This window comes from Pseudomonas sp. 10S4, from assembly GCF_034344865.1.
GTDB lineage: Bacteria > Pseudomonadota > Gammaproteobacteria > Pseudomonadales > Pseudomonadaceae > Aquipseudomonas.
In genome coordinates this window covers 2,919,431-2,935,163 of record NZ_CP133774.1, presented here as the reverse complement: position 1 = coordinate 2,935,163, position 15,733 = coordinate 2,919,431, and the positions used below count along the sequence as shown (strand labels likewise).

Annotated in this window: 17 protein-coding genes and 2 pseudogenes; 11 read left to right on the top strand and 8 right to left on the bottom strand. The window is 59.5% G+C overall.

The window, feature by feature from the left end; genetic code table 11:
* Positions 1-231 precede the first annotated feature (231 nt).
* The 10 genes from RHM58_RS13430 to RHM58_RS13385 all read left to right on the top strand — a co-directional run bounded on the left by RHM58_RS13430 (position 232) and on the right by RHM58_RS13385 (position 7,242).
* Positions 232-1,206, top strand: a complete 975-nt coding sequence (locus tag RHM58_RS13430; RefSeq protein WP_201200589.1) for a KpsF/GutQ family sugar-phosphate isomerase — start codon at positions 232-234, stop codon at positions 1,204-1,206.
* Positions 1,206-1,730: a KdsC family phosphatase gene (locus RHM58_RS13425; RefSeq protein WP_201195792.1), complete on the top strand. Its 525-nt coding sequence runs from the start codon at positions 1,206-1,208 to the stop codon at positions 1,728-1,730. The genes RHM58_RS13430 and RHM58_RS13425 overlap by 1 nt, the downstream gene beginning before the upstream one ends.
* 7 nt (positions 1,731-1,737) lie before the next feature.
* Positions 1,738-2,310: an LPS export ABC transporter periplasmic protein LptC gene (gene lptC / locus RHM58_RS13420; protein ID WP_201195794.1), complete on the top strand. Its 573-nt coding sequence runs from the start codon at positions 1,738-1,740 to the stop codon at positions 2,308-2,310.
* Positions 2,297-2,830, top strand: coding sequence for a lipopolysaccharide transport periplasmic protein LptA (lptA, locus tag RHM58_RS13415; RefSeq protein ID WP_201200585.1), 534 nt, complete (start codon positions 2,297-2,299; stop codon positions 2,828-2,830). The genes lptC and lptA overlap by 14 nt, the downstream gene beginning before the upstream one ends.
* Entirely contained in the window at positions 2,830-3,555 is a 726-nt protein-coding gene (gene lptB, locus RHM58_RS13410; RefSeq protein WP_322270556.1) for an LPS export ABC transporter ATP-binding protein, read from the top strand. The genes lptA and lptB overlap by 1 nt, the downstream gene beginning before the upstream one ends.
* 186 nt (positions 3,556-3,741) lie before the next feature.
* Complete coding sequence (locus RHM58_RS13405; RefSeq protein ID WP_109787870.1) at positions 3,742-5,235, top strand: RNA polymerase factor sigma-54; 1,494 nt, start codon at positions 3,742-3,744, stop codon at positions 5,233-5,235.
* Positions 5,236-5,308: 73 nt separating this feature from the next.
* The gene (gene hpf / locus RHM58_RS13400; RefSeq protein ID WP_093226719.1) at positions 5,309-5,617 is read left to right on the top strand and encodes a ribosome hibernation-promoting factor, HPF/YfiA family; all 309 of its coding nucleotides are present in this window, start codon (positions 5,309-5,311) and stop codon (positions 5,615-5,617) included.
* 12 nt (positions 5,618-5,629) lie between these two features.
* The gene (gene ptsN / locus RHM58_RS13395) at positions 5,630-6,094 is read left to right on the top strand and encodes a PTS IIA-like nitrogen regulatory protein PtsN (protein ID WP_201195800.1); all 465 of its coding nucleotides are present in this window, start codon (positions 5,630-5,632) and stop codon (positions 6,092-6,094) included.
* 2 nt (positions 6,095-6,096) lie between these two features.
* Positions 6,097-6,954, top strand: a complete 858-nt coding sequence (gene rapZ, locus RHM58_RS13390; protein WP_201200580.1) for an RNase adapter RapZ — start codon at positions 6,097-6,099, stop codon at positions 6,952-6,954.
* 15 nt (positions 6,955-6,969) lie between these two features.
* Complete coding sequence (locus RHM58_RS13385; RefSeq protein WP_201200579.1) at positions 6,970-7,242, top strand: HPr family phosphocarrier protein; 273 nt, start codon at positions 6,970-6,972, stop codon at positions 7,240-7,242.
* Positions 7,243-7,309: 67 nt separating this feature from the next.
* Here RHM58_RS13385 and RHM58_RS13380 read toward each other — a convergent pair whose 3' ends face one another.
* The 6 genes and pseudogenes from RHM58_RS13380 to pmbA all read right to left on the bottom strand — a co-directional run bounded on the left by RHM58_RS13380 (position 7,310) and on the right by pmbA (position 12,680).
* Positions 7,310-8,203: a ZIP family metal transporter gene (locus tag RHM58_RS13380; protein WP_201200578.1), complete on the bottom strand. Its 894-nt coding sequence runs from the start codon at positions 8,201-8,203 to the stop codon at positions 7,310-7,312.
* Positions 8,204-8,233: 30 nt separating this feature from the next.
* A pseudogene (locus tag RHM58_RS13375) lies at positions 8,234-8,846 on the bottom strand (superoxide dismutase).
* Between the two features lie 2 nt (positions 8,847-8,848).
* Positions 8,849-9,289, bottom strand: a complete 441-nt coding sequence (locus RHM58_RS13370; protein WP_201200576.1) for a hypothetical protein — start codon at positions 9,287-9,289, stop codon at positions 8,849-8,851.
* 27 nt (positions 9,290-9,316) lie between these two features.
* A complete protein-coding gene (locus RHM58_RS13365; protein ID WP_322270843.1) occupies positions 9,317-10,480 on the bottom strand; it encodes a class II fumarate hydratase in 1,164 nt (387 codons plus the stop codon).
* Positions 10,481-10,689: 209 nt separating this feature from the next.
* Complete coding sequence (locus RHM58_RS13360) at positions 10,690-11,085, bottom strand: FagA protein (RefSeq protein WP_201200574.1); 396 nt, start codon at positions 11,083-11,085, stop codon at positions 10,690-10,692.
* A 248-nt stretch (positions 11,086-11,333) separates the two neighbouring features.
* Complete coding sequence (pmbA, locus tag RHM58_RS13355; RefSeq protein WP_201200573.1) at positions 11,334-12,680, bottom strand: metalloprotease PmbA; 1,347 nt, start codon at positions 12,678-12,680, stop codon at positions 11,334-11,336.
* A 108-nt stretch (positions 12,681-12,788) separates the two neighbouring features.
* On the opposite strand from pmbA, the pseudogene yjgA reads away from it, so the two are divergent.
* Positions 12,789-13,312, top strand: a pseudogene (gene yjgA, locus RHM58_RS13350) (ribosome biogenesis factor YjgA).
* 111 nt (positions 13,313-13,423) lie between these two features.
* On the opposite strand, the gene tldD reads toward yjgA, so the two are convergent.
* Positions 13,424-14,866 carry a metalloprotease TldD gene (tldD, locus tag RHM58_RS13345; RefSeq protein ID WP_201200569.1) on the bottom strand — a complete coding sequence of 481 codons (1,443 nt, stop codon included), beginning with the start codon at positions 14,864-14,866 and terminating at the stop codon, positions 13,424-13,426.
* A gap of 5 nt (positions 14,867-14,871) precedes the next feature.
* A complete protein-coding gene (locus RHM58_RS13340; protein WP_322270555.1) occupies positions 14,872-15,732 on the bottom strand; it encodes a carbon-nitrogen hydrolase family protein in 861 nt (286 codons plus the stop codon).
* Position 15,733: the final 1 nt, after the last annotated feature.

The following is a 15,733-nucleotide window of genomic DNA, read 5'->3' as shown; positions in this document are numbered from 1 at the left end:
CTGACGAAAGCACATACCTCCCCGGGCAGGCCGAACTGGCGGCGAACTATATCACTGCAATAGCCAAGCGCCCAAGGCCCAAGCCGGGGCATGTTCAGCAAGAGGACAGGCAAAAAGCCGCATTTGGAGTATTTCGGTAACAGGTATTAACAAAGCACGACGAACTAACGTGAGGGTTTCGATCATTACCGCTATAATCGCCGCCTTTTCATCGGGCTATACGATTCTGACATGAGCCAATCAAGCGACCTGATTCAATCGGCACAACGCACCATCCGCCTCGAAGTGGAAGCCGTACAAGGCTTACTGCCCCATATCGACGCTGATTTCGTACGCGCTTGCGAGATGATTCTGGCCAGCAAAGGCCGCGTAGTCGTGGTCGGCATGGGCAAGTCGGGGCATATCGGTAACAAAATTGCCGCCACCCTGGCCAGCACCGGCACCACGGCGTTTTTCGTACACCCGGCCGAAGCCAGTCATGGCGACATGGGCATGATCACCCGCGACGACATCATTGTGGCGCTGTCGAACTCAGGCTCTACCAATGAGATCGTTACGCTGCTGCCGCTGATCAAGCGTCTGGGCATCCAGTTGATCAGCATGACCGGCAATCCCGATTCGCCATTGGCCAAGGCTGCCGAGGTCAACCTCAACGTTCACGTGGAGCACGAAGCCTGCCCGCTGAACCTGGCGCCGACCTCATCGACCACCGCCGCGCTGGTCATGGGCGATGCCCTGGCCGTGGCGCTGCTCGAAGCCCGCGGTTTTACCGCAGAAGACTTCGCATTTTCCCACCCGGGCGGCGCGCTCGGCCGACGCTTACTACTAAAAGTGGAAAACGTCATGCACGCCGGCGAAGAGTTGCCGCAAGTCCAGCGTGGCACGCTACTCAAGGATGCCCTGATGGAAATGACCCGCAAGGGCCTGGGCATGACCGTCATTCTGGAAGCCGACGGCAAGCTGGCTGGGATTTTCACTGACGGCGACTTGCGCCGCTCCCTGGATCGCACGATCGACATTCACCGGGCGACCATCGATGAAGTGATGACCGCTCACGGCAAGACCGCACGCGCCGAGATGCTTGCCGCCGAAGCCCTGAAGATCATGGAAGACAACAAAATCAGCGCACTGGTAGTGGTCGACAGCGAAGACCGTCCGGTCGGCGCCTTGAACATGCACGATTTGCTGCGTGCAGGAGTAATGTAATGAGCAACGACCTGCTGCAACGCGGCAAACAAATCAAACTGGCCGTGTTCGACGTCGATGGCGTCCTGACCGACGGGCGCCTGTACTTCCTCGAAGACGGCAGTGAATTCAAGACATTCAGCACCCTCGACGGCCAAGGCATCAAGATGTTGATGGCAGCCGGCGTGCAGACCGCTATCATCAGCGGCCGCAAGACCCCTGTGGTCGAACGGCGGGCAAAAAACCTCGGCATTCCACACCTCTACCAGGGTCGCGAAGACAAACTGGTGGTACTCGACGAGCTTCTTGCCCAACTCAACCTAAGCTATGAACAAGTTGCCTACCTCGGTGACGACCTGCCTGACCTGCCGGTGATTCGCCGCGTCGGGCTGGGCATGGCGGTGGCCAATGCCGCCAGTTTCGTGCGCGAACACGCCCACGGCATCACCCTGGCCCGTGGCGGCGAAGGTGCTGCCCGCGAATTCTGCGAACTGATCCTGCGCGCCCAGGGCCGCCTCGATGCGGCTAACGCCGCGTACCTGTGAGCCCATTATGCTGAGCAAAAAGTTTCGCAATTTCTTGATGTTCTGTTGCATCGCCGCGATATTCGCAGCGGTCGGCTACTGGAACATCAGCCCGGAACGCTTCCTCGACAAGCCAGTGGCCAAGGTCGATGTCAGCCAGATCGACTATTACGCACTCAACGCCCACAGCGTGCAGTACCTGCCGGACGGCGGCTTGCAGTACGACTTGACGTCCGACAAGGTCGAACACCTCAAGGCGAGCGATGTGTCACTGCTGACCAACCCCGACCTGAACATGTACCGCGGCACCGAGTTTCCGTGGCATGTCACAAGCTTGCGTGGCGAGGTGAATCCGGACGGCACTCAGGTAGAGCTGATCGACTCGGTACGTATCGCACGGACCGATGAAAAGAACCGCGAGATGATTATTACCAGTACTCGCATGACAGTGTTCCCGCAGCAGCAATATGCGCAGACCGAGCAACCCGTTAGAATCGACGGCGCTGGCGGTGTATCGACTGGCAACGGAATGAAAGCGTATTTGAAAGAAAGCAGGATACACCTGCTATCGAACGTAAGAGGACAGTATGAGGCTCGTTAAAACCCTCCCTATTTTGCTCAGTCTGGGCGCAGCACTGGGAAGCGTGAGCGCCTGGGCTCTGCCGGACGATAGTACGAAACCGATCCGTATCCAGGCCGACGATGCCCAGCTCGATGACAAGCAAGGTATCGCCACCTATAAAGGTGATGTAATCATCACCCAGGGTTCGATGAAGGTTACCGGCAATACCGTGACCATCACTCGTACAAAGGATGGCCAGATCGATGTCGTAACGTCGGTGGGCAACCTGGCGTACTTCGAGCAGTTGCAAAAAACCACCTCCCCACAGCCAGTCAAAGGCTATGGCAAGACTGTCCAGTACCATGCCCAGCAAAACCGCATCGTGCTGATCGATCAAGCCAAAGTCATCAGCGATGACGGCAGCACCACCGAAGGCGAGAAAATCGTCTACGACACGGTGAAACAGGTGGCTACGGCCGGCCGCGCCACTGGCTCGCCGATCACAACGCCGCGCCAACGGATCGACATGGTGATCCCGCCGAAGCAGAAGGCCCAGTAATGGCAACTCTGAAAGCCCAGCATCTGGCCAAGAGCTACAAGAGCCGCCAGGTCGTGCGTGACGTCAGCCTGTCCATCGACAGCGGTCAGATCGTCGGCCTGCTTGGCCCGAACGGCGCCGGCAAGACCACCTGCTTTTACATGATCGTTGGCCTGGTACAAGCCGACCAGGGTCGCGTACTGATCGACGATCTGGACGTCAGCCACCAGCCTATGCACGGTCGTGCAAAGGCCGGTATCGGCTATCTTCCGCAAGAAGCGTCGATCTTCCGCAAACTCTCGGTCGCCGATAACATCATGGCCATCCTCGAGACCCGCAAGGAACTCGACAAGGCCGCTCGCCGCAAAGAGCTGGAAAGCCTGCTGCAGGAATTCCACATCAGCCACATCCGTGACAACCTCGGCATGAGCCTGTCCGGTGGTGAACGACGCCGAGTGGAAATCGCCCGGGCCTTGGCCACCAACCCGAAATTCATCCCGCTCGACGAACCTTTCGCCGGTGTAGACCCGATTTCGGTAGGCGACATCAAGCAGATCATCCATCACCTCAAGGCCAAAGGCATTGGCGTGCTGATCACCGACCACAACGTCCGTGAAACACTGGATATCTGCGAAACCGCCTACATCGTCAACGATGGTCAGCTAATTGCCGAAGGTGACTCCGCCACCATCCTGGCCAACGAACTGGTCAAGGAAGTGTATCTGGGCCACGAGTTCCGCCTGTAAGCACCGAGGTGTCTGGCTAGTCGACAGAGCGCATGGCGCAATTAACACATCGCTGTGTTTTTTATTGTTACGGCGCTCTAGGCAAACACTTCAGTTTCAGGCATATAATTTGCTTAAGTTTGGCGCTTCGGCGCCCTGTAGTGGATGGCGCATGCGCGCCGGCGAATAAGGTGTTAAGCCCCTGCCATGAAACCATCGCTAGTCTTGAGAATGGGCCAGCAGCTGACGATGACACCTCAGCTGCAACAGGCCATCCGCCTGCTCCAATTGTCGACCCTGGACCTGCAACAGGAAATCCAGGAGGCCCTGGAGTCCAATCCGATGCTCGAACGCCAGGAAGAAGGCGACGACTTCGATAACGCCGACCCATTGGCCGACAAAGCCGAACAACCACCCAACGCCGACATTCAGGAACCCTCCTACCAGGAAACCGCCCCGACGGTGGATAACCTCGAGGAAGGGGACTGGAACGAGCGCATTCCCAACGAACTGCCCGTCGATACCGCCTGGGAAGACGTTTACCAGACCAGCGCCAGCAGCCTGCCGAGCAACGATGACGACGAGTGGGATTTCACCACCCGTACATCCGCCGGCGAAAGCCTGCAAAGCCACCTGCTCTGGCAACTGAACCTGGCGCCGATGTCCGACACCGATCGCCTGATCGCCGTGACCTTGATCGATTGCATCAACAATCAGGGCTACCTGGACGAAACCCTCGAGGAAATCCTCGAAGCCTTCGATCCGGAACTGGACATCGAGCTGGACGAAATCGAAGCCGTCCTGCATCGCATCCAGCAATTCGAACCGGCCGGCATCGGCGCCCGCAACCTGGGCGAGTGCCTGTTGCTGCAATTGCGTCAACTGCCCGCCAAAACACCTTGGCTGGCTGAGGCCAAGCGCCTGGTCACCGATTACATCGACCTGCTCGGCAGCCGCGACTACAGCCAACTGATGCGCCGCATGAAGCTCAAGGAAGATGAACTGCGCCAGGTGATCGAGCTGGTCCAGAGCCTGAACCCGCGTCCAGGCTCGCAGATCGAGTCCAGCGAAGCCGAATACGTCGTGCCCGACGTCATCGTGCGCAAGGATAATGAGCGCTGGCTGGTGGAGTTGAATCAAGAGTCAGTGCCAAAGCTGCGGGTCAACGCCCAGTACGCCGGCTTCGTGCGCCGCGCCGACACCAGTGCCGACAACACCTTCATGCGTAATCAGTTGCAGGAAGCCCGCTGGTTCATCAAGAGCCTGCAAAGCCGTAACGAAACCCTGATGAAAGTCGCCACCCAGATCGTCGAGCACCAGCGCGGTTTCCTGGAGTACGGCGACGAAGCCATGAAGCCGCTGGTCCTGCATGACATCGCCGAAGCGGTGGGCATGCACGAATCGACGATTTCACGGGTGACCACCCAAAAGTTCATGCATACCCCACGGGGCATTTATGAACTGAAATACTTTTTCTCCAGCCATGTCAGCACCTCTGAAGGCGGCGAATGCTCGTCCACAGCGATCCGCGCGATCATCAAAAAACTGGTTGCCGCGGAAAATCAGAAAAAGCCGTTGAGTGACAGCAAGATCGCTGGTTTACTGGAGGCACAAGGCATTCAGGTGGCTCGCCGCACCGTCGCCAAGTACCGCGAGTCCTTAGGGATCGCGCCTTCGAGCGAACGCAAGCGGTTGATGTAAGCCACGCCACAGCGTTCCAGTGGCAGGTACCTTTACCTGCCGCTTTATGCACTGGCAACGAAGGAGAAGCTGTATGCAAGTCAACATCAGTGGACACCAACTGGAAGTGACCGAACCCCTGCGCACCTACATCGGCGAAAAACTCGACCGATTAGAGAGGCATTTCGACAAGATCACCAACGTGCAAGTCACGATGACCGTCGAGAAGCTGCTGCAGAAAATCGAAGCCACGCTGCATATCCCCGGCGGAGAAGTGGTCGCCAATGCCGAGCATAACGACATGTATGCCGCTATTGACCTACTGACCGACAAGCTGGATCGCCAACTTAAAAAGCATAAGGAAAAGACCCAGAGCCTCCTTCAGGGCGCAACCGGTCGTTAACACTCCCAACCCATGATCCGACTTGAAAGTATCCTGACCCCCGGCCGTTCCCTCGTGAACGTGCCGGGCGGCAGTAAAAAGAAAGCCCTCGAACAAATTGCCAACCTGATCGCCCGGGAAGTCCCGGATCTGGAGATGCAAGATGTCTTCGAGGCTCTGATTGCCCGTGAAAAACTCGGTTCCACCGGTTTTGGCAACGGCATTGCTATCCCCCACTGTCGCCTGAAGGGCTGCACCTCGCCCATCAGTGCCTTGATGCACCTTGACGCACCTATCGATTTCGACGCCATCGACGGCGCTCCGGTTGACCTGCTGTTCGTGCTGCTGGTCCCGCAAGCCGCCACCGATGCGCACCTGGAATTACTGCGCCAGATCGCCAGCATGCTTGATCGCAAGGAAGTACGCGAAAAACTGCGCAGTGCCCCGAGCAACGAAGCCTTGTATCAGGTTGTCCTGAGCGAGCAAAACGGTCACTAATCATGCGTTTGATCATTGTCAGTGGCCGCTCCGGCTCAGGTAAAAGTACTGCACTCGATGTCCTTGAGGACAACGGCTACTACTGCATCGACAACCTGCCGGCCGGCCTGCTGCCGGAGTTGGCCGAACGCGCGCTGATTCATACAGAGCTGGCTCAGCCGCTGGTCGCCGTTTCCATCGACGCCCGCAACCTGCCCAGTCACCTGACGCGATTCCCCGAATTACTTGAAGAAGTTCGCGGTCGGCATATCCAGTGCGATGTGCTGTATCTGGACGCCGATGAAGAAACCCTGCTCAAGCGTTTCTCGGAAACCCGCCGCCGTCACCCGCTGAGCACCGCCAACCGCTCATTGGCCGAGGCGATAGAAGACGAAACTCAACTGCTGGGGCCGATTGCAGACCTGGCCGACCTCAAGGTCAACACCACCAACCTGAACCTGTACCAACTGCGCGACACCATCAAGCTGCGCCTGTTGAATCAGCCTGAGCCCGGCACGGCGTTCCTGGTGGAGTCTTTCGGGTTCAAGCGTGGCATGCCAGTAGATGCCGACGTGGTGTTCGATGTGCGCTGCCTGCCCAATCCTTATTGGAAACCGGAGCTGCGCGCACAGTCCGGGCTCGATCAACCGGTAGCCGAATACCTGGCAGCACAGCCGGACGTCGAAGAAATGTTCCAGGACATTTATGGTTATCTGTTCAAGTGGCTTCCGCGTTTTGCTGCCAGCAATCGCGCTTACGTCACCATCGCCATTGGCTGTACCGGCGGTCATCACCGCTCCGTCTACCTGACCGAACGTCTGGGCCAGGCCCTGCAACAATCCCTGAAGAACGTCCAGGTTCGCCACCGCGACCTCAGCTAAAGGATTCACAACGCGATGCCTGCTCTGGAAATTGAAATCATCAACAAACTGGGCCTGCATGCCCGTGCTTCAGCGAAATTCGTTGGGGTTGCCGGTCAGTTTCCCTGCCAGATCAGAGCGGGACGCACCCCGCAAGCCATGGTCGATGGCAAAAGCATCATGGCCATGATGATGCTCGCCGCCGGCAAGGGCAGCAAAATCCATCTGAGTACTGAAGGTGAGCAAGAGCAAGAAGCGCTGGATGCACTGGTGGCGCTGATCAATAACTTCTTCGACGAAGGCGAATAAATCAAAAAATCGCAGCCCTCGGCAGCCCCGCTCCCTATCTCGGAGCTGCCGAAGGCTGCGATCTTTTTCAAGCCAGTGCCGTATCCATCACCATCATCAAACAAAACCCCAGCAGCAACCCCAGACTCGCCAGTTTGTCGTGACCATTACGCCGCGACTCTGGGATGATTTCATGGGTCACCACCAGCAGCATCGCCCCGGCCGCCAGCGCCAAACCCAATGGCAACAACAATTCAGCCAGGCTAACCAGCCACGCACATAACAGTGCGAAGACCGGCTCTACCAGCCCTGACGCAGCACCGATCAGGAACGCCTTGGCCCGCGACATCCCGGCCCCGGCCAATATCAACGCGATCACCAGCCCTTCGGGTACGTCTTGCAAGGCGATACCCATGGCCAGGCTGTCGGCGTCGGGCATACCGCCGCCGGCCGAAACCCCGACCGCCATGCCCTCGGGAATGTTGTGGGCGATGATGGCGAACACAAACAGCCAGATTCGCGGTGGAATCACCGGTCGCTGCAAGGTGCCGACGAGCATTTCCGGGCTGGCCCCGGAAACCTTGCGATCCACCAGAAACAGCCCGAATGCGCCGAACATGATACCGAAGCTGATTAGTCCACTGGCCGCCCAAGGCGTCAGCCCCAGGCTTTCGGCCGCAGAAATGCCCGGGACGATTAGCGAGAACGCGGTCGCCGCGAGCATCACCCCGGCACCGAAACCGAGCAGGGTATCGCTGAGCGTCCGCGGCATGCGCCGAATCACCAGCACCGGCACCGCCCCCAGCGCAGTACCCAAGGCGCAGATCGCCCCTCCTTGCAGGGCACGCGACAGCTTCGGTTCCAGGTCTAGCCATGCCAACCCTTGGGCTGCCAACAACGTCATACCCGCCAGCAGTAACAACGATCCCAGTGCGTAACGAAACATTCGTCCACTTCCGATCGCCAATGTTTCAGTGCCCATAGTCGGCCTTGGATTCTTGTTATCGATGACTTAAACCAGTGCAGCCTGATAGCGCGCCGCGACTTCAGGCCAATTAATCACGTTGTAGAACGCGTTGATGTATTCCGGTCGACGGTTCTGATAGTCGCAGGTAGTACGCGTGCTCCCAGACGTCGAGGCCGAGGATGGGCGTGTTGCCATTCATCAACGGGCTGTCCTGATTGCCGCTACTCTCCACTATCAGGGTCTTTTGCGGCGTGACGCTCAACCACGCCCAGCCACTGCCGAAACGCGTCAACGCTGCTTTGGTGAACGCCTCTTTAAAACGATCCAGGCCACCCAGTTGCTCATCAATAGCCTCGGCCAGCGCACCGTCAGGCTTGCCTCCAGCATGGGGCGCCATGATTTCCCAGAACAGCGAATGGTTGGCGTGGCCGCCGCCCTGATTAATCACCGCTGCGCGAAGCTTTTCCGGGAGTTGCTGGACGCTGGCCACCAGTTTTTCCACCGACCATTCGGCAAACTCGGTGCCTTCGACGGCCGCGTTGAGGTTGTTGATATAGGTCTGGTGGTGCTTGGTGTAGTGGATTTCCATGGTCTGCGCATCGATATGCGGTTCCAGGGCGTCGTAGGCGTAGGGCAAGGCAGGCAAGGTAAAAGCCATGTTCAATGGACTCCATGTTGATGAGAGGCGGGCTGATGCCGGGGCGATGCAGCATCCATGTGCAACAGCCGATGGGTGCGCGGGTATTCGCCGTACTCACTGATGAAATTCAGCAGTTCGACGTAGGTCTTGCTGCTCTGGCGCAACGCCGCCTCGCGCAGCGCCGGAGCCAGTCGCGCGTCCTGCATCGTCTGCAACAACCGTTGATGGATGGCGCACAGGTACTCGGCGCTCTCCTCCGGCTGGTTCAGACGCAAGTGCAGATCCGCGAGGTTGTGGTGAGAAATCACGCAAGCAGCCACCGCTTCATCGGCATCCGCCCAACGCTCAAACAACACCTGGGCCAGCGCCAGTGCCTGCAAGTAAGCCTCGCGGGCATCGACGAATTCGCCCAGCATGAAACAGCGATTAGCCCTTTCGATCGTGCGTTTCCAGTGCTCCATGGTGAGCCTCCAAAGCGGTAGCGGTGATTACACGCCGCCTGCGGTGAGCTTTTCTGGATTGAGCAACTCTTCCAGCTGGCTGCGCGACAGGTCGGTGTGTTCCAGAGCGATATCAATCACCGGACGGCCCTGCTGATACGCCTTCTTGGCGATCTCAGCGGCTTTTTGGTAACCAATGATCGGGTTGAGTGCGGTAACCAGAATCGGGTTGCGCGACAGCGCTTCCTTGAGCCGGGCCTCGTTGACCTTGAAGCTGGCGATGGCCTTGTCACCCAGCAGACGGCTGGCGTTGGCCAGCAATTCGATGCTGCTCAGCAGGTTTTGGGCGATGATCGGCAGCATCACGTTCAATTCGAAGTTGCCCGACTGGCCGGCGATGGTGATCACCGTGTCGTTGCCGATCACTTGAGCGGCGACCATCGCGGTGGCTTCCGGGATCACCGGGTTGACCTTGCCGGGCATGATCGAGGAGCCGGGCTGAAGACTCGGGGATCTGCAGCTCGCCGAAGCCGGTGTTGCGGGCCGGAGCCCATCCAGCGCAGGTCGTTGCAGATCTTTCATCAGCGACACGGCGGTGGCCTTGAGCTGTCCGGAGACCGCGACCGCCGTGTCCTGCGAGCCGATCAGCGCGAACAGGTCCTTGCCAGGCTTGAATTGCACCTGAGTCAGTTTGCTCAACTGCTGACTGAATCGCGCCGCGAACTCCGGATGCGCGTTGATCCCGGTGCCCACCGCTGTGCCGCCCTGCGCCAGGGATTGCAGGCTCGGTAGCAAATCTTGCAGGTGGCCGATATTGGCCTTGAGCTGTTGCGCCCAACCGTTGAGCACCTGACTCATGCGCACCGGCATGGCATCCATCAGGTGAGTGCGGCCGGTTTTGACGTGATGATGAACCTGCTCGGCCTTGTGCTCGATCACCTGCACCAGATGCACCAGCGTCGGCAGCAATTGCTCGTGCAGCGCCAGTGCGGCACTGACGTGGATGGTGGTCGGAATGATGTCGTTGCTGCTCTGGCCGCAGTTGACGTGATCGTTGGGGTTCACCGGCTCGCCGAGCAGTCGGCTGGCCAGGGTGGCGATCACTTCGTTGGCGTTCATGTTGGAGCTGGTGCCAGAGCCAGTCTGGAAGATATCCACCGGGAAGTGCTGCATAAAGTTGCCTTCGAGCAGCCCTTGCGCTGCGTCGACGATGGCTTTGCCCTGGGACTCGCTGATTTGCTTGAGCTCGACGTTGGCCCCGGCGGCCGGCAGCCTTTGCCAGGATCAACGCGCGGATGAACTGCACCGGCATAGGTTTGCCGCTGATCGGGAAGTTATCCACCGCGCGCTGGGTTTGCGCGCCATAGAGGGCGTCTTCGGGGACCTGAAGCTCGCCCATGCTGTCACGTTCGATACGCGTGTTATTCATCGGGAAATCCTTGCACCAGTTCTATGAGAGGAATCGAAGGCTGCAACTCGCAGGTCGCCAGTTGCCAGGTGTAGCTTTGCCAGCGCTTGAGGCGGCACTTACACAGGGAGAGGCGTTCCAGTTCGCGCAATGGGCGCCAGGCCTGGTCGAGGCAGAAGGTGCGCCAGTGCCACGGCAGCGCGACATCGGCGGCGGTGTCGAGCAACAAACGGAAGGAAGTTTCGGCGATGGTCCAGGGAGACGTTGCCGTGCAACAGGCCAGATACCGACCTTCGGCCAGGTAATGGTCGATCAGGCGAGGCTCATCGGGGTCCATCGCGCAACGGATCTGGCGACTCATCCAGCGCCAGCTTTCGAGGTAAGGCTGCTCGTGCAAGGCAGAACTCATGATCCGGGCTCATTCGGTAATGAGATTTATTATTAGATGATAATGAGAACCAAAACAACCCCGAGAAATTAGATGAGATCCATTGTGGGAGCGAGCTTGCTCGCGATGACGGTCGACCATTCAACATATGTGTCGTCTGACACACTGCTATCGTGAGCAAGCTCGCTCCCACAGGGGACGGTGTGAACGCCATAAAAAAAGGCGCGCCATCCGTTTGGATGACGCGCCTTTTTGTGTAACGGTGTGGGTCAGCTACCCGCCACCGTCATCCGCTCGATCAACACCGAACCGGTGCGAATGTTGCTGCGCAGTTCCAGGTCATTCCCCACGGCAACGATCTGTTTGAACATGTCGCGCATGTTGCCGGCGATCGTGACTTCCTGGACCGCGAACTGGATTTCACCGTTCTCGACCCAGAAACCCGCCGCGCCACGGGAGTAATCGCCGGTGACCATGTTCAAGCCGTGGCCCATCAACTCGGTGACCAGCAGACCACGCCCCATGCGACGCAACAGGGCAGCCTGATCTTCATCGCCATGGGTCACGAACAGGTTGTGCACGCCGCCCGCGTTGGCGGTGCTCGGCATTCCCAGCTTGCGTCCGGAATAGGTACCGAGGATGTACGACACCAATACGCCGTTCTCGACGAACGGTTTGGCATAGGTCGCCAAGCCATCGCCATCGAACGCCGAACTGCCCATCGCCTGCATCAGGTGCGGACGCTCATCAAGGGTCAGCCATTCCGGGAACAACTTCTGACCCAGCGTGCCTTCAAGGAACGATGACTTGCGATACAGACTGCCGCCAGACACTGCCGACAGGAAGCTGCCGAACAACCCACCGGCCAACTCGGCCGAAAACAGCACCGGCACTTCGCAAGTTGGCACCGGACGCGCGCCCAAACGGCTCGCTGCCCGTTGCGCGGCACGCTGGCCAATGCTCACCGGGTCAGCCAGCAAAGTGCCCTGACGGCTCACGTCGTACCAATAATCGCGCTGCATCTGGCCTTCGGCCTCGGCGATCATCACGCAGCTCAGGCTGTGGCGGGTCGACGCATAACCGCCGATAAACCCGTGGCTGTTGCCGTAAACGCGGCAGCCCTGGTGGGTGCTGAGGGTAGTGCCGTCGGCGTTCTTGATCCGGCTATCGGTGGCAAATGCCGCCGCTTCACAGGTCAGGGCCATCTCGATGGCTTGCTCGGGGGTGATGTCCCATTGGTGGAACAGGTCGAAATCGTGCAGATCCTTGGCCATCAGCGCGGCGTCGGCCAGGCCTGAGGCTTCGTCTTCAGAGGTGTGCTTGGCGATGGCCAGTGCGGCAGCAACGGTTTCGCGAATCGCTTCCGGACCGCTGGCCGAAGTGCTGGCCGAGCCTTTGCGCTGGCCAACGTACAAGGTGATGCCAAAGCCCTGATCGCGATTGAATTCGACGGTTTCGACTTCTCGCTGACGAACCGATGTCGACAGGCCTTGTTCCAGCGAGACCGCGACTTCACAGGCGCTGGCGCCTTGGCGCTTGGCTTCAGCAATGATCTGCTCGACTTGCTCTTGCAGTGCCGGCAACGCTTGTGGGCCGACGCTTTCAACTGCACTCATGCTGTTCTCCACTCAAATTCTGCTTTCGGCTAGGGCCTTCGAGCGACCGGGCCGGACAAGCGGCCCCCGACTGGTTATCATGGCGGCGTTTCTTTGCGGACGGCCACCATGGTTGATTCTTACGACGACTCCCTCGATACGGGAGAAAAAGCAAATCCCAGGTTAAACGCGAGCTGCATGCTCTGGTTGACCTTGGCGAGCGCCTTACAACACTCAAGCCTGACTTGCTGGCAAAACTGCCGTTGACCGACGCTATGCGCCGGGCCCTGGCCGATGCGCCCAAGCACACCGCGAATATCGCGCGTAAACGGCACCTTATGTTCATCGGCAAACTGATGCGCGACCAGGACACTGACGCCATTCTGACCTTGCTCGATCAACTCGATGCCTCCACCCGGCAGTACAACGAACGTTTCCACGGCCTGGAACGCTGGCGCGATCGCTTGATCGCAGGCGACGACGCGGTCCTGGAGAAATTCGTTGTCGATTACCCGGAGGCTGATCGTCAACAGTTGCGCTCCCTGATCCGTCAGGCCCAGCACGAACTGGCGACCAACAAGCCACCGGCATCGAGCCGTAAAATGTTCAAGTACATCCGTGAGCTGGACGAGACTCAACGCGGTCTGCGTTAAGTTATCGCGGCCCCTGTAGGAGCTGCCGCAGGCTGCGATCTTTTGACGTTGGTTTTGCAAAATCAAAATCAGGATCAAAAGATCGCAGCCTTCGGCAGCTCCTACATCTCCTTACGACCCTGTGCCACCCACAGTGATCGCATCGATTTTCAGCGTTGGCTGGCCGACACCCACCGGCACCGACTGCCCATCCTTCCCGCACGTCCCCACGCCACTGTCCAGCGCCAGATCGTTACCGACCATCGACACCTTGCTCATGGCTTCCGGTCCGTTGCCGATCAACGTCGCGCCTTTGACCGGGGCGGTAATCTTGCCGTCTTCGATCAGGTACGCCTCGCTGGTGGAGAACACGAACTTGCCGCTGGTAATGTCCACCTGACCGCCGCCGAGGTTGGCGCAGTAGATGCCGCGTTTCACCGAGGCGATGATTTCTGCCGGGTCGCTTTCGCCCGCCAGCATGTAGGTGTTGGTCATCCGAGGCATCGGCAGGTGCGCGTAGGATTCACGACGACCGTTACCGGTGCGGGCCACGCCCATCAGGCGCGCGTTGAGCTTGTCCTGCATGTAGCCTTTGAGCACGCCGTTTTCGATCAGCGTGGTGCACTCGGTCGGGGTGCCTTCGTCATCGACGCTCAACGAGCCACGACGACCCGCCAGGGTGCCGTCATCGACGATGGTGCAGAGCTTGGACGCAACCATCTCGCCCATGCGCCCGCTGTAGGCCGAACTGCCCTTGCGGTTGAAGTCGCCTTCCAGGCCGTGGCCGACCGCTTCGTGCAACAGCACACCGGACCAACCCGAACCCAACACCACCGGCAACGTACCAGCCGGCGCCGGAATCGCTTCCAGGTTCACCAGCGCCTGACGCAACGCTTCACGGGCGTAGCCCATGGCACGGTCGTCGCTGAGAAAATAACGATAATCGGTACGACCGCCGCCGCCATGACCACCGCGCTCGCGGCGGCCGTTTTGTTCAACGATCACGCTGACGTTGAAGCGCACCAATGGCCGCACATCCGCCGCCAGGCTGCCGTCGGTGGAAGCCACGAGAATGCGCTCCCAAACCCCGGCCATGCTCACGGTGACTTGCTGGATACGCGGGTCGAGGGCACGGGTCGCGACGTCGATACGCTTGAGCAGTTCGACTTTTTCGGCGCGGGTCATCACTTCCAGCGGGTTGTCCGGACCGTACAACTGGGCGACATCCTGGGTGGTGAACGCTTGCACCGTGCCGTTCTGCCCGGCTCGGGAGATCGAACGCGCGGCACGAGCCGCCGCGCCGAGCGCTTCGAGGGTGATGGCGTTGCTATAGGCAAAACCGGTTTTCTCACCCGATTGCGCCCGCACGCCGACGCCCTGGTCGAGGTTGAAGCTGCCTTCCTTGACGATGCCGTCTTCCAGCGCCCAGGACTCGGAAATCTGGCCCTGGAAATACAGATCGGCAGCATCGATGCCCGGGCCGGCCAGATCGCCGAGCACACTTTGCAGGCTCTCGATGGTCACGCCGCCGGGCGCTAACAGATGGTCACTGACTGAGGACAACAACTCGCTCATATGCTTTACGCCTTAAATTCATCGTTCTGAGGCAGGTCGCTGCGCGCCCTGCGAGAAAAGCGCCGGTGACTGGACACCGGCATCCGCGCCCTGATGGACGCCTGTTCGCTGCTATCGCGTTCGGCCAGCAACACGGCCTCGCCTTGATCCTGTTGCGCCAGCACGCGCCCCCATGGGTCGACGATGGCGGCATGTCCATAAGTCTCTCGCGGTCCCGGATGGGTGCCACCCTGGGCGGCCGCGAGTATGTAGCATTGGGTCTCGATGGCCCGTGCGCGGATCAGTACATCCCAATGGGCCGCGCCAGTCACGGCGGTGAAGGCCGATGGCGCGGTGATCAACTCTGCACCGGCAGCCCGCAATTCGCTGTACAGCTCCGGGAAACGCAGGTCATAACACACTGTCAGGCCGACTCGACCGACGGGTGTGTCTGCCACAACCACCCCACTGCCATAAGCATAGTCATCGGATTCGCGATAACGCCCGCGATCGTCCGCCACATCGACGTCGAACAAGTGCAACTTGTCATACCGTGCAACGGTTTCGCCCTGATCATCCACCAGCAGCGAGCAGGCATGCACTTTCGCCATCGGCTGGTCAGCCGGCGGTAACGGCAAGGTGCCGGCTACTATCCATAACTTGAGGGCGCGGGCGGTCTGTTTCAACCACGGCAGGATCGGACCTTCGCCCAAGGCTTCGGCGCGACCGATATCGGCGATGTCGCGACGCCCCATGGCGGCGAAGTTTTCCGGCAGCACTGCCAGCCGAGCGCCAGCGTTCGCCGCTTGCTCCAGCAAGCGACGGGCCTGGGCCAGATTGGCCAACACATCGCTCTGGCTGACCATTTGAATCACCGCTACAGACATG